16 protein-coding genes are annotated in these 14076 nt (G+C 37.0%); 12 read left to right on the top strand and 4 right to left on the bottom strand.

Translation table 11 applies throughout. The annotated features are described in order from the left end of the window. Nucleotides 1-4: 4 nt before the first annotated feature. From EA772_RS12215 to EA772_RS12190, 6 genes are all read left to right on the top strand, one after another. The gene (locus EA772_RS12215; RefSeq protein ID WP_124913490.1) at nt 5-952 is read left to right on the top strand and encodes an aldo/keto reductase; all 948 of its coding nucleotides are present in this window, start codon (nt 5-7) and stop codon (nt 950-952) included. A gap of 78 nt (nt 953-1030) precedes the next feature. After that, nucleotides 1031-2140: an AI-2E family transporter gene (locus EA772_RS12210; protein WP_116169869.1), complete on the top strand. Its 1110-nt coding sequence runs from the start codon at nt 1031-1033 to the stop codon at nt 2138-2140. Nucleotides 2141-2143: 3 nt separating this feature from the next. Continuing rightward, on the top strand, nt 2144-2440 hold the full coding sequence (locus tag EA772_RS12205) for a hypothetical protein (RefSeq protein WP_010602874.1): 297 nt from the start codon (nt 2144-2146) through the stop codon (nt 2438-2440). Between the two features lie 38 nt (nt 2441-2478). Next, nucleotides 2479-2928, top strand: a complete 450-nt coding sequence (locus tag EA772_RS12200) for a hypothetical protein (RefSeq protein ID WP_124913489.1) — start codon at nt 2479-2481, stop codon at nt 2926-2928. A 10-nt stretch (nt 2929-2938) separates the two neighbouring features. Then, complete coding sequence (gene mazG / locus EA772_RS12195; RefSeq protein ID WP_124913488.1) at nt 2939-3745, top strand: nucleoside triphosphate pyrophosphohydrolase; 807 nt, start codon at nt 2939-2941, stop codon at nt 3743-3745. Between the two features lie 2 nt (nt 3746-3747). Beyond that, complete coding sequence (locus EA772_RS12190; protein ID WP_124913487.1) at nt 3748-4155, top strand: hypothetical protein; 408 nt, start codon at nt 3748-3750, stop codon at nt 4153-4155. Here the strand turns inward: EA772_RS12190 and EA772_RS12185 are convergent. Beyond that, complete coding sequence (locus EA772_RS12185) at nt 4152-4523, bottom strand: YchJ family protein (protein WP_124913486.1); 372 nt, start codon at nt 4521-4523, stop codon at nt 4152-4154. The genes EA772_RS12190 and EA772_RS12185 overlap by 4 nt on opposite strands. Before the next feature lie 79 nt (nt 4524-4602). On the opposite strand from EA772_RS12185, the gene truA reads away from it, so the two are divergent. Both truA and EA772_RS12175 read left to right on the top strand, forming a co-directional pair. Continuing rightward, the gene (gene truA / locus EA772_RS12180; protein ID WP_039843013.1) at nt 4603-5409 is read left to right on the top strand and encodes a tRNA pseudouridine(38-40) synthase TruA; all 807 of its coding nucleotides are present in this window, start codon (nt 4603-4605) and stop codon (nt 5407-5409) included. A 42-nt stretch (nt 5410-5451) separates the two neighbouring features. Further along, nucleotides 5452-5868: a hypothetical protein gene (locus tag EA772_RS12175; protein WP_124913485.1), complete on the top strand. Its 417-nt coding sequence runs from the start codon at nt 5452-5454 to the stop codon at nt 5866-5868. A gap of 79 nt (nt 5869-5947) precedes the next feature. On the opposite strand, the gene gyrB is transcribed toward EA772_RS12175, so the two are convergent. Beyond that, nucleotides 5948-7906 (bottom strand): DNA topoisomerase (ATP-hydrolyzing) subunit B, encoded by a 1959-nt coding sequence (gene gyrB / locus EA772_RS12170; RefSeq protein WP_124913484.1) that lies wholly within the window; start codon nt 7904-7906, stop codon nt 5948-5950. Nucleotides 7907-8637: 731 nt separating this feature from the next. Here gyrB and EA772_RS12165 point away from each other — a divergent pair. Further along, nucleotides 8638-9237 (top strand): OmpH family outer membrane protein, encoded by a 600-nt coding sequence (locus EA772_RS12165; RefSeq protein WP_124913483.1) that lies wholly within the window; start codon nt 8638-8640, stop codon nt 9235-9237. Between the two features lie 62 nt (nt 9238-9299). Then, a complete protein-coding gene (locus EA772_RS12160; protein WP_124913482.1) occupies nt 9300-9782 on the top strand; it encodes a nucleoside deaminase in 483 nt (160 codons plus the stop codon). Between the two features lie 40 nt (nt 9783-9822). Here the strand turns inward: EA772_RS12160 and EA772_RS12155 are convergent, their stop codons facing one another. Beyond that, complete coding sequence (locus tag EA772_RS12155) at nt 9823-11742, bottom strand: redoxin domain-containing protein (protein WP_124913481.1); 1920 nt, start codon at nt 11740-11742, stop codon at nt 9823-9825. 107 nt (nt 11743-11849) lie between these two features. On the opposite strand from EA772_RS12155, the gene EA772_RS12150 reads away from it, so the two are divergent. After that, nucleotides 11850-12620 (top strand): EcsC family protein, encoded by a 771-nt coding sequence (locus EA772_RS12150; protein WP_124913480.1) that lies wholly within the window; start codon nt 11850-11852, stop codon nt 12618-12620. Here EA772_RS12150 and EA772_RS12145 read toward each other — a convergent pair. Further along, a complete protein-coding gene (locus tag EA772_RS12145) occupies nt 12617-13015 on the bottom strand; it encodes an RNA-binding S4 domain-containing protein (protein WP_010602732.1) in 399 nt (132 codons plus the stop codon). The two genes, EA772_RS12150 and EA772_RS12145, sit on opposite strands and share 4 nt — an antisense overlap. A 233-nt stretch (nt 13016-13248) precedes the next feature. On the opposite strand from EA772_RS12145, the gene EA772_RS12140 reads away from it, so the two are divergent. Then, nucleotides 13249-14067, top strand: coding sequence for a 2,3,4,5-tetrahydropyridine-2,6-dicarboxylate N-succinyltransferase (locus EA772_RS12140; RefSeq protein ID WP_210405026.1), 819 nt, complete (start codon nt 13249-13251; stop codon nt 14065-14067). The last annotated feature ends 9 nt before the right edge of the window (nt 14068-14076 follow it).

Raw genomic sequence — 14076 nt, 5'->3', positions numbered from 1 at the left:
TATCATGGAAAAACGAATTTTAGGTAAAACAGATTTAAATATAGCGCCCATTGTATTTGGAGGAAACGTTTTCGGCTGGACAATTGATGAACAAAAATCATTTGAAATATTAGACCATTTTATTGAAAGCGGCTTCAACTTTATAGACACGGCCGATGTTTATTCGCGTTGGGTGCCAGGAAATAAAGGTGGCGAATCGGAAACAATTATTGGTAACTGGCTAAAAAAGAACAATAAGCGCCAGGAAGTAGTTATTGCAACCAAAGTTGGTTCAGATATGGGAAGTGGTAAGTCATTACGAAAAGACTATATCATTAATGCTGTTGAACATTCGTTATCACGTTTACAAACCGATTATATCGATTTATATTTTTCACATTTTGATGATGAAACTACTCCTGTTGAAGAAACTTTAAGTGCTTATGAAACGCTGATTAAAGATGGCAAAATCAGATGGATTGGTGCTTCAAACTTTTCAGCAGATAGATTGAAAGAATCTTTATTGGCCTCAGCAAATCATAACTTACCGCGTTACGAGGTTTATCAACCAGGCTATAATTTGTTTGACCGTGAAGAATTTGAACGAGATCACGAAAAGATTTGCCTGGAACATGGTTTAGGTGTAATCACCTACTATTCTTTAGCCAGTGGCTTTTTAACCGGAAAGTACCGCAGCGATGATGATTTAAAGAAAAGTCAGCGAGGTGGTGGCGTGAAGAAATTTTTAACAGAACGAGGTTTTAAGATTTTAGGTGTTTTGGATGAAGTGGCGGCTAAACACCAGGTAGAGCAAGCTTCAGTAGCATTAGCTTGGTTAATTTATCATCCATCCATTACGGCCCCCATTGCCAGCGTAACGGATCTAACACAGCTAAAATCATTTACCGAGGCTGCCAATTTAAAATTAACCGCTGAAGATATTTCACTTTTAGATAAAGCTAGTATCTATTAGAAATAATCCATTATATTTAAATGCCCGATTAATAAAACAATTAATCGGGCATTTTGTATTAAACAGGATTAAAATACCATGAGAGAAAAACTGACCTTCCTACCCAAGTTAGCACTTGTACTTTTTTGTTTAATTAGCCTAACTTACATCGCAATTTTAGGTCAGACACTACTGGCACCACTCCTGTTTTCATTTTTGATGGCAATTTTATTGCTCCCAGTTGGTAACTTTCTAGAGCAGCGATTTAGATTTAAACGCAGTTTATCTACTATTTTAGCTGTAATATTAATGATTGCAGTAATTAGCGGCATTATCTATTTCTTTGGAAATCAATTGAGTGATTTATGGGCAGATTGGCCGCTATTGAAGGAAAAGGCAAATGTTTCTTACCATGAATTGCAGCAATGGATATCGAAAACATTCCACGTAAATTCCGAAAAACAACTTGCTTATCTAAACGATAGCACTGAAAAAGCATTAGCTACGAGTGCAGCCATTGTAGCCACTACATTGGCAACATTGTCTTCAACTTTGTTATTTTTAGGATTCACACTGTTATTCACCTTTTTCATTTTAAACTACAGAAGGGTGCTTTTTACCTTTTTAACTTCGGTTTTTAAAGAAGAGCACAAAGAAAAAGTAACCGAGATTGTTAGTCAGATTCAATATATCATTAAAAAATACATCATCGGTTTATTTTTACAAATGCTAATTGTAACGGTTCTAATGATCGCCGTTTTAAGTTTATTAGGTGTTAAATATGCTGTTTTGTTAGGCTTAGTTGCTGGCATTTTCAATGTGGTTCCATATCTGGGAATATTTTTTGCCTTATTGGTAAGTTGCTTAATCACTTTTGCTACTGCTGGTGCCGGCAAAGTGCTGCTGGTTTTGATTGCTTTTATTGGTGTGCATGCGATAGATGGAAATATCCTGATGCCGCTGGTAGTAGGTTCAAAAGTCAAAATAAATGCTTTGTTTGCTTTTATTGGCATTGTAGTTGGCGAAATGATTTGGGGCATTTCGGGTATGTTTTTATGCATTCCTTACCTGGCGATGCTAAAAATTATTTTTGATCGTGTGGATACACTAAAGCCATGGGGCATTTTAATGGGTGAAGAACATAAACCGGAGAAAAAGAAACGCGTTTACCGCATCACAAAAAAGATTAAATTAGAGGAAAAAGATTAATTGATGCCTGAAAATAGGTCGCCTCATATTTTAAGTACATCTGCCAATTTGCTTGGGATATGTTTCATCGTGCTTACATCTTTAAAAAAGCTAAACCTGGTAGATGATTCTCTGATTGATGAATTTGCTGTTGCGGCAGTGATGTGTTTTATGACAAGTTGTATCTTATCTTTCATCTCCATGCGAAGAGAAAGAAATAAAAGCCAGAAGCTGGAGAAAATTGCTGATTTTGTGTTTTTATCGGGATTGATAATTCTTTTCGTAGCGACAATTTTAATTGCTTTCAACCTGATATCGTAATTTTACAATCAGGCGCCTAAGTATTTTGAATCACAATTATGAAGCCCCTATTCGTTTTACTCATTGTTTATGTGGCATTGTTAGCTTTCGGCAGCCATAGCACCTTTGATAAAGGTAATGTATTTGCCGGTAACATTGCCATGAGCGTGATGTTGATCTTTACAGCCATTGGCCACTTTAAGTTCAAAACTTCAATGGCGGCCATGATTCCACTATTTATACCCAAAAAAGTAGAAATTGTAATTCTGACAGGTGTTATTGAGCTTCTTTTTGCTTTGGGTTTAGCTTTAGAAGATACACGTTACTACACCGGCATTGCACTAATTATGTTCCTTTTAATCATTCTTCCCGCAAACATTTATGCCGCAAAACATAAAATCAACTACGAAAATTTATATAAAGCCGGCCCGGGTTTAAAATATTTATGGTTCAGAATCCCTTTTCAGCTTTTCTTAATGGCTTGGGTTTGGTACTTTAGCGTTCGATAAATACTACAATATGCCTAATAACCCAATTCCTGCAACTGCCAATAATCCTGCTGATGCCTTTAACCGCCTGCTGACTGTTTTAGATACTTTGCGTACACAATGCCCATGGGATAAAAAGCAAACGATGGAAACTTTGCGACATCTTACCATTGAGGAAACCTATGAGTTAAGCGATGCGATTTTAGATGGTGATTTAGATGAAATAAAAAAGGAACTAGGCGACGTGATGATGCATCTGGTATTTTATTCACGAATTGCATCAGAAACAGATGATTTTAACATTGTTGATGTTTTAAATGGCGTTTGTGATAAACTAGTTAATCGTCACCCTCATATTTATGGAGATGTTGAGGTGCAAAATGAGGAAGATGTAAAACGTAATTGGGAGCAAATTAAGTTAAAAGAGGGCAATAAATCTGTTCTGGCAGGAGTTCCGGCTTCATTACCAGCATTGGTAAAAGCATCACGCATTCAGGAAAAAGCCCGCGGTGTTGGTTTTGATTGGGAAGATAAGAATCAGGTTTGGGAAAAGGTTGAGGAAGAATTACAAGAGTTTAAGGCAGAATTTAATGTTGCAGATAACAGTGCTATTGATGTAGAAAAGGCAGAGGCGGAGTTTGGCGATGTACTTTTCTCTTTAATTAACTATGCTAGGTTCATCAATATTAATCCTGAAAATGCCCTGGAAAAAACAAATAGAAAGTTCATCAAACGTTTTCAGTACTTGGAAAGCAAAGCTCAGGAAAACGGGAAAGCTCTAGCAGATATGACCTTAAGTGAAATGGATATTTATTGGAACGAGGCGAAAAAATTATAAACATGGCTATTACCGAAAACGAAAATCAGCTTCCGAAAAACTTAAAAAACATTATTACTTTCAATGTTACCGCCACGCATTCTTTTGATGGCGGAATTATTCCATGGGTAAATATTGGCAAGGCCAATGAGGATATATTAAATTTGTTAGATGCTGATGAAATTGTGATTCCGGAACATGAAATTACCGTTTCAATTGATCATCTTTTAACAACACCAACCTCATTTAGTTTATACTCTTCGATAGGATTTTCAAGAAAGCTGTTGCTTATTGAAATCAGGGAGAAATTTTTAGCCTTATCGAAAGTAGGCGAAGAGTCTTTTGATATTTTTGTTTTGGATTTGGTTGCGCTAGATGTTTATCAAACCAGTTCAGGTAAAATAGAAATTACTTTGGATATCGATTTTTAATAGAAAACTCCGTCAATATAATACCATTTACCGTCTTCGAGTTTGAAATTAGATTTCTCGTGCAACACCTCTGCCTGTAATTTTTTGTTTAGATAATAGGCCTTGAATTCTACCTGATCAAAAAACGCACAAATAATTTCAAGCTTAAGCCACCTGGTATTTTTTGCACTCTTCAAATAAGCATCTTTAGTATTCCCTTTGCGTTTGCTTGCATGAGTTGTTTCAAAAAGATATTCGCCATCTGCCATTACAAATGCCGAATATCTCGATCGCATCAAGGCTTCAGCTGTTGGTGCAATACTCGCTCTTAAATGGTATGGTTGACAACAATGCTCATAAGGCAATCCGGTTCCGCAAGGACAAATCATTATTCTATTTTCAAGTGTCAACAAAATTAGGATTAAATATTTGCTCTGCTAAAATTTACGTAAAATTGCAGCTAAAACCATGAGATATTTCTTCCACATCGCCTATCAGGGGCAACACTATAATGGATGGCAAAAGCAGCCAGGGGCAATAAGTGTGCAGGAAGTTATCGAAAAAGCACTCTTCAAAATCTTAAAAACCAATATCCCGATTGTCGGCTGTGGAAGGACAGACGCTCACGTACATGCCAGTCAGTTTTTTTTTCATGCAGATATTGAAACAAAATTTGATTTCGATTTACTCTACCGGTTAAATAAAACTTTACCGCAGAACATCGCCATTTTCGACATCATTCAAATGGATGGCTTGCCTCATGCCCGCTTCGATGCAGTTCAACGCAAGTATGATTATTTTCTCCATACCTACAAAGATCCGTTTCTGGCCAATCAAAGTTCGTTTTATTTGGAAACCGAATTCAATCTGAATAACATGAAAAAAGCTGTCGATCTTTTACCAAAATATAAAGACTATCGGGCTTTTTGTACACAGCCAAACAAATACGAGCATACAATCTGTAATGTGATGGAAGCCGATCTGTTTGTAAATGCAAAAGCCGACAGGATACGTTTTCATATTGCGAGCAATCGTTTTTTAAGTAAGATGATCCGAATTTTAATGGGGAAACTGATCAAAATTGGGCAAGGCGAATTGTCGCTGGATGAATTTGAAAACCTTCTTATTAATTTGGAAACCCCAAAAACGCTTGATCCGGCACATCCTACCGGCCTTTATCTTTCGAAGGTGACTTACCCTTATTTAAACTTAGAACCAAGAACTGAATTTTTAACAGCAACACAAGGAACTGATTGGATCTCGGTTAGCGTGTAGCGATTGAGACCTAATTTTCGTTTTAATGTTAAACTAATCAAAATGAAAAATTACCTACCAATATTGACGCTATTGTTGCTTTTTTCAAGCAGCTGCAAGAAAAATAACAGTTTATTACAAATTTCCGAGGGAAACTACTCGGGCATATTACAAGTAACGTCCAGCACTTATCAAATACCAGTCACCTACCCTATTGCGATATTATTTGAGAAAGGAAAGTACAAAATAAGTCCTGATCCAGCCAGACCCGGTGGTGGTTCAGGAATTTATAATGTTAATGGAGATATCGGCTATTTTGAAGATCAAAATTTCTGGACAGCAGATTTTGATTGGAGTTTAATTTTAAGCGGTGAGTATCAAATTCAAACCGATGGTGATAATTTGGTATTGATCAAACAGCTCCGTTCAAATACTCCAGCAGGAACCTCTTATAAATATCTTCTTAAGAAAACGAATTAGCTTTGTAAACAAAAAACCTCTTCAAACTAATAGCTTGAAGAGGTTTGTAAAAATAGCCTTATCCTAAGCTTTAGCTCAATTAGGCATCAATTTTAGCATATTTAGCATTACGCTCAATAAATTCGCGGCGTGGAGCAACCTCATCACCCATTAACATTGAGAAAGTATGGTCGCATTCTGCTGCACTTTCGATAGTTGCCTGCAATAAAGTACGGGTAGCAGGATTTAATGTTGTATCCCAAAGTTGCTCTGCGTTCATCTCACCCAAACCTTTATAACGTTGAATGTGTACGCTATCTTCTTTACCGGCTCCTTTTAAACGTTGTACAGCCGCATCGCGTTGTACATCGTTCCAGCAATATTCGAACTCTTTTCCTTTTTTAACCTGATAAAGTGGTGGCGAAGCAATATAAACATATCCAGCTTCAATCAGCGCCCTCATATAACGGTAGAAGAATGTTAAAATCAAGGTTGTGATGTGCGAACCGTCGATATCAGCATCCGTCATGATTACGATTTTGTGATAACGCAGTTTAGTTAAGTTTAATGCCTTATCATCTTCTGGTGTACCAATGCTCACACCAATAGCTGTAAACATGTTTTTAATCTCATCATTTTCGTAAATTTTGTGCTCCATCGCTTTTTCAACATTCAAAATTTTACCTTTCAAAGGTAAAATAGCCTGAATATTTCTATCACGACCTTGTTTAGCGGTACCACCCGCCGAGTCACCCTCTACTAAATAAATTTCACATTTTTCAGGATCACTGTCAGAGCAATCGGCAAGTTTGCCTGGCAAACCAGAACCGCCCATCACACTCTTACGCTGAACCATTTCGCGGGCTTTACGAGCCGCAGCACGGGCCGTAGCTGCCAAAATTACCTTATTGATAATCATCTTGGCCTCTTTCGGATTTTCTTCCAGGTAAATCCCCAAAGCCTCACCTACTGCAACGTCAACGGCGCCCATTACTTCACTGTTACCCAGTTTAGTTTTGGTTTGCCCTTCAAATTGAGGCTCCTGAACTTTTACTGAAACTACTGCCGTTAAACCCTCTCTAAAGTCATCACCAGTGATTTCCATTTTCAGGTTTTTCAACAAACCAGACTTATCAGCATAAGCTTTTAAAGTACGTGTTAAACCCCTACGGAAACCAGCAATGTGTGTTCCACCTTCGTGGGTATTAATGTTGTTTACGTATGAGTGAACATTTTCAGAATAACTATCGTTGTATTGGAAAGCCAGTTCAACCGGAATACCGTTTTTGATTCCTTCAATATACACAGGATCAGGAAGGAAAGATGCTCTCGTACCATCTAAAAACTTCACAAATTCTCTTAAGCCACCTTCTGAATGAAATACTTCAGATAGAAATGATCCATCTTCCAACACTTCACGTTCATCAGTTAATGTTAAGGTGATGCCTTTATTCAGGAATGCTAATTCACGCAAACGACTTGCTAACGTATCGTACTTATATTCAGTTGTTTGCGTAAAAATAGTAGCGTCAGGACTGAAAGTTACAATGGTACCACGTTTATCAGTAACACCAGTTTCCTTAACATCGTATAATGGTTTACCAATGTTGTATTCCTGCATCCAGATTTTACCTTCACGGTGAACTTCCGCTTTTAAATGCGTGGATAATGCATTTACGCAACTTACCCCCACACCATGTAAACCACCAGAAACCTTATAGGTATCTTTATCAAATTTACCACCTGCGTGTAAAACCGTCATTACGATTTCAAGCGCCGATTTATTTTCTTTTTTATTAATACCGGTTGGAATACCACGACCGTTATCTTCTACTCTTATTGAGTTTCCTTCTAAAATCCGAACATCAATCGTATCTGCATGACCAGCTAAGGCCTCATCAATTGAGTTATCTACAACCTCGTAAACCAAATGGTGTAAACCTTTCACACCGGTATCACCTATATACATCGAAGGGCGCTTACGCACCGCTTCTAAACCTTCTAAAACCTGTATATTATCTGCCGAATAATTTGACTTTAAATCTTGTTCTTCGCTCATATATTAATTAAAAACTATAAGTATCAAAAATACGGAAATTTTGGCATATACACTAATATGTGGATAAGTTTTGACCTGTTGATAGATTAGAGAATAGCTGCCTTTCGGCTCATTAAAGGAGGTTTGAAAAGCAAAAGCTGCCTTTAAATTATGGCTTACTCCTGCTTTCCATAAATCCCAAGAAATCGGGATTGATTTCAATAGGATTGCGGTAGCAATAAGATTGCTAAAATGGGTGACATCAACTGATCAAAGATTCCTATAGAAAGCCCAGATTAAATATCTGGGCTATTAAATGAAGCCTCCAGATGAGAAGCAGCAAAGCTTTTAATCTGGAGATGAACAACAACTGCATGTTCGACGAACCCCTGCATTTATAAAACGGCCGATCGGAACGTTTCCTCAGTTGAAAAATAATTGTTTTTTCATTTCGCAAGAATTTTTGATGTATTTGCATCATTGCGACTGCAAATAGGAGCACCAGCTGAGCCATTTAAACCCGATAAAAGCGAACACGGAGCAGACAGCTTTTTTCCAGCTGTTTGTGTAGTAAAGCGATTAGCGGGATTTACAGTTGAAATAAATTACTGCATTTGCTTTCCAAATAATAATATGCAGCTAAACTCCGTTAAGGAAACGGTAAACGATTATTATTGAAAAGTTTATGCATCAAAAGTATTATTGCATACTTAATTATCATTTTTATCTTTGCTAAAATTTATTAAACAATAATGGAAAGAAGAACCTTTAAAACCTTTGGTTTATTTGCTACAGCTGCATTGATTACAGCATTTTCTGCATGTCAAAACAAAGAAGCTAAAACAACTGAAACTAAAAAAACAGATAGCACCACTGCAACAGTAGCGCCTAGCGAGAAAATTGTATATGTTAATTCAGATTCGTTATTAACGAAATATGAGTATTTCAAAGATTTGAAAGTGAAATTTGAAGGCAAAACCAAAAATGCTCAGGCAGATATGCAGGCTAAAGGTCAGGCTTTCCAAAGAGAATTAGCTCAATATCAGCAATCTGCGCAAACTTTATCGGCCGATCAACGTAAATCGACCGAGGAACGTTTAGGACGTAAGCAACAAGAGTTACAGGCTTACCAACAAAATGCTGGTGCGGCTTTACAAAATGAGCAAGCTACTGAAAACGAAAAACTTTACGATAAAGTAGCCGACTATTTGAAAGGCTATGCTAAAGAGAAAGGTTACAAAATGGTGCTGACGTATTCTAAAGGTAATAGCGCAATCTTATTTGCTGATGAAACATTAGATGTAACATCAGAAGTGATCAAAGGATTAAATGCAGAATACACCAAGAAATAAGAAAATAACTTAAATAAGAATGCCTCGTTAATCGGGGCATTTTTTTTGTGCTAAATTTTAAGATGGAAAATAACAAACAACACGAAGAGTTTATGAAAATGGCCATTTCGCTATCTGTACAGAACGTTACTGAGAGCATCGGCGGACCTTTTGGAGCTGTTATTGTAAAAGACGGGAAATTTATTGCAGGCTCTGCAAATAAAGTAACCTCAACCAATGACCCTACCGCCCATGCAGAGGTTTCGGCAATTAGATTGGCCTGCCAGGAGTTAAATACTTTTGATTTAAGTGGCTGCGTAGTTTATACCAGCTGTGAGCCCTGCCCAATGTGTTTGGGCGCAATTTACTGGTCGAGAATTGAAACCATTTATTATGCCAACACCAAGGTTGATGCTGAAAATATCGGGTTTAGCGATAAATTTATTTATGATGAGCTGGATAAGCCTATGGAAAAACGTTCCTTACCTGTAGTACAAATGATGCGGGATGAAGCAATGGAAGCGTTTAAATTATGGGGTGATTCGGCTATGAGGATAGATTATTAGAAAATGGGTTCAGTATGGAATACACTGAACCCATTTTTTATTATTTACTGGTTTCTTTCGGTAATAACAAACCAACCATTGAATCAATTTCTTTTACTACACCGTCATCCGAACCAGAAAAACCAATGGCTTTAAATCTAATATTTCCATTTCCATCAATGATAAATTTGGTAGGAATGCCGTCTACTTTGTAAGCACTTACAATGTCAAATTTTGATGGATCTTTAGCGTTTTTAGTATCATACAAAACATTAAAATTCAGTTTTTTCTCTGCAACAAAATCAGTCACAACTTTTTCTCTATTTTCTTCGTTTTGCCATGTGTTAACAAACAGAAACACCACATTTGGGTTAGTTGAATATTTAGCAAGCGCCTTCTGCATACCTGGGAAAGAAGCTACACAAGGCCCGCACCAGGTTGCCCAGTAATCTAAAATAACCACTTTACCTTTAAAATCCGACAGGCTAACCTTCTCTCCTTTTAAGTTAACGAGAGAAAATGCAGGCGCAGGAATGTTAATCATCTTTTTTGTCCATTCAGCTTTAGCTTTTTCTAAAGCCTCTTTTTCTAAATTCGAAGCATACGTTTCGTAGGTGCCTGGTTTTTTTAATTTCGTGTAAAGCATTTTAAATTCGCGTTTTAATGAATCGCTTGCTTTGCCTTCTTTAAACAATTTTTCTGCTTCCGTATAAGCCTTCTCATCTTGTCCGTTTTTTATCAGGTAAGTCACTAAACGACCAGATCCATCAGGAGATGGGCCTGATAACTCAATAGCCTTTTCCTGTAGCGCCAAGGCTTCTTTAAAATTGCCTTGATGGTATTGCAACAAGGCGTAAGTATCAGCGTACATGCCCCAGGTTCTGTCCAAAGTTTTCAAATAATCTTCTTTTGTATTATAAAAAGCTGGTTTTTCATCGTTTTTTGCTTGTTCAACCAATGCCAGTGATTCTTTTGAAAGTTTCGTAGCAAGTTCGATGTTCTCTTTCTTCTCTGCTGATGGCCATGCAAATGAATTATAAAGCCCTGCTCTTGAAAGTTTGCTGTCAATTTTATTGGCATAAAGCTCAAACTTTTCATAGTTTTTAGCCTTACTTGCAGCAGAGGCAAGAATATTATATATTGAATTCATTTTATTTTGATCCGCTTTCTTGGTCAGGTCAAATTTATATTTCGCAATCAATTCATTTGCTTTTTGCTCTTGCAGACTAAAATCTTTCGTGGCGTAAAGGCTGTTCATATCCTGGCCGTAAGCATAGTTACCAGCTGGAAATTTTTTTAAGGTAATGGCTTTAACTGAATCTGCCTGCGGCTTTTGCTTTAACAGGGTATAAAGTGAAGTTGTAGCAACCAAATCTTCTTCCTTAGGATCCTTAATGTTTGCCAAATTTTTAATCGTCTCATTAATCAGTTTTGTACCCTCCTCTTTATCAACTTTGTATTCCATCGACAAATAAGAAGAAAGATTTTTCTTTTTCAATTCAGGTTTCAATGCAAATGCTTGTTTATAAAGAGATGCTGATTTTTCAGGATCGAGCGTTAATCCCAAATAGTAATTACCGGCCAATCCATAAAGAAATGCTTCGTTAATGAAGGTCTCAGGAGAAATTTTCCCTGCTTTTGTGTATCGAATGATATAGCCTTCTGGTGCTTCATCTTTCTGATCGCCGGAAGAGAAAGCAAGTCCAACCAATGTAGTACTGTCAGAGGTAGTGATCTCCCCTTTGTATATTTCTCCATCCTTTACCAATTCTATTTTTGCAGCCTTTGGATTGGCCGAAGAAAAAAAAGTATAACTTGAACACTTAATGTCGGTTAGGTTTTGCAAGTTGGTTCCTTTTGGCTGGTAAGTAAATGTGACTTTACTGCCGGCAGCCGGTTTTTCGGGAGAGAATTCTACCCCTTGAGCGTTCACAACTCCTGCAAAAATTATTAATAAAAATAAAAGCTTTAATGGTTTCATAATGAAAGATTTAAATGAGAATTTAAGATAACTAAATATATAGTTTAATTTTTAAAATATCAATATCTATTAAAATTTTAAGGAACAATTTTTGCAGGATTTGCAGTATGACTTATGAACAAAAAATTACCCACGATGTAGACTTTTGGAAATTTAAAATTTTACAGAAACAGTCGCTTTTTAACCAGGTTACTGATACTGTTCAGAAGAAAATAAATAGTTACATACCCGAAAAAGTGCATCACGCCATAACCACAGCTATAAAGCAAATGGTTAAAGCGGTACTTTTTGGCTCTACATTTACCACCTCCAAACCGATACTCGATTTAACTTTAATGCATCGCGAAGCATTAATTAAACAAAAGATTGAAAATTATAAAAAAACAGGTGCTGCCGAAGGTGGCATCACGGGTGCAGGCGGTTTTTTAATGAGCCTGGCCGATTTTCCTTTATTATTAGGTATTAAAATGAAAATGTTGTTTGATATTGCCGCTGTTTATGGCTATGATGTAAAGGATTACAGAGAACGCTTGTTTATACTCCATATATTTCAACTGGCTTTTTCGAGCAAAGAAGAAGGCAAAAACATTTTTGTCAAAATGCAGGATTGGGATAATCAAGCGCATCAATTGCCAACCAATATTGATGAATTTGACTGGCTAACCTTTCAACAACAATATCGTGATTATATCGATTTAGCTAAACTGGCTCAAATGCTACCCTTTGTTGGAGCAGCCGTTGGTGCAGTAGCCAACTATAAGCTAATTGAAAAATTAGGCATCACAGCCATGATGAGTTATCGTATGAGATATTTTAATTTGGAACATGCCGTTCTTAGTAATCAAAAACTTGTTGAAAATAAACCAGGAACGAATTAATCCTCATCAAACATCCCACTGATCAGATCATCAGTTTCTCTCCTGTCTTTTTTGGTTGGCCGTCCGCTACCGCGATCACGTTTCAAACTCGGTGCGTGGAAGGCAGATTTAAAAGCATGTGTTTCTTCAACTGGTGTTAAGTCTTTGTACTTCGTAAGCGCAGTTGGTGAATCAGTTCTGTTATAGGAAAACTCCACTACTTCAATCACCTTCTTCTCAATGCCTTTTGATACCTGATAAACATCACCAATTTTAACAATTGCAGATGGCTTAATATTCTGGCCTTTCAATTTTACCCTACCCGCCTTACAGGCATCGGTAGCCAAACTTCTGGTTTTAAACAACCTAATTGCCCATAAATATTTATCTATCCTCAGTTTCTCCGCTTCTGCCATAATGTGTTTTTACTGTTGATGGGTTTTTTGTTAGTTCGATAATGCTCAACTCGAAACGCCAAGTCTATAGCACAAAGTTAAGTAACCATAAGCTAATAAACCAAACATCTTGGTGGTCTTCAAATTAGACGATCATACAACACGCAAACCAATCATTAAAAAGCTAAAAAACAAAACAAACTCAACTCAAAACCAAAAAAATTGAGTTATTTTGCGTAAAATTTAAAAACATCATGTATTCAGATTTAAAGAAATTAATTGAAGCCGCTTGGGAAGACAGAACCCTTTTACAGTACAGTAACTATTGCGAAGCCATTGAAACCGTAATTTTAGGATTGGATAAAGGTGAAATTCGCGTTGCTGAGCCTGTTTTAAACTCTTGGGGCATTAATGAATGGGTAAAAAAAGCGGTTATCTTATATTTCCCGATTCGCGAGATGAAGGAGATTAAAAGCGGGCCATTTGTTTATCATGATAAAATGGATTTGAAAACAGATTACAAAGCAACAGGTGTTCGTGTGGTACCAATGGCAAGTGCCCGTTATGGCTCATATTTAGCTAAGGGGGTAATCATGATGCCATCATATGTAAACATAGGTGCTTATGTTGATGAAGGTACAATGGTTGATACCTGGGCGACAGTTGGCTCATGTGCTCAAATTGGAAAACGTGTGCATCTTAGTGGTGGCGTAGGTATTGGCGGCGTTTTAGAACCCGTTCAGGCAGCACCGGTAATTATTGAAGATGATTGTTTCTTAGGTTCGAGAGCAATTGTAGTTGAAGGTGTTAAATTAGAAAAAGAAGTGGTTTTAGGTGCTAATGTTGTTTTAACGGCATCAACCAAAATTATTGATGTAACTGGCACCACTCCAGTTGAATATAAAGGTGTAGTTCCAGCCCGTTCTGTTGTTATACCAGGAAGTTATACCAAATCTTTTCCGGCAGGAGATTACCAGGTTCCCTGTGCTTTAATTATCGGCAAACGTAAAGAGAGCACAGATAAAAAAACATCCCTTAACGATGCGCTAAGAGAAAATAATGTAGCTGTTTAGCTGAAGGCG

It is taken from the genome of Pedobacter sp. G11, from assembly GCF_003860265.1.
Lineage (GTDB): Bacteria > Bacteroidota > Bacteroidia > Sphingobacteriales > Sphingobacteriaceae > Pedobacter > Pedobacter agri.
Note: the sequence above shows the minus strand (reverse complement) of the source record. Positions and strands in the feature narration are given on the sequence as shown.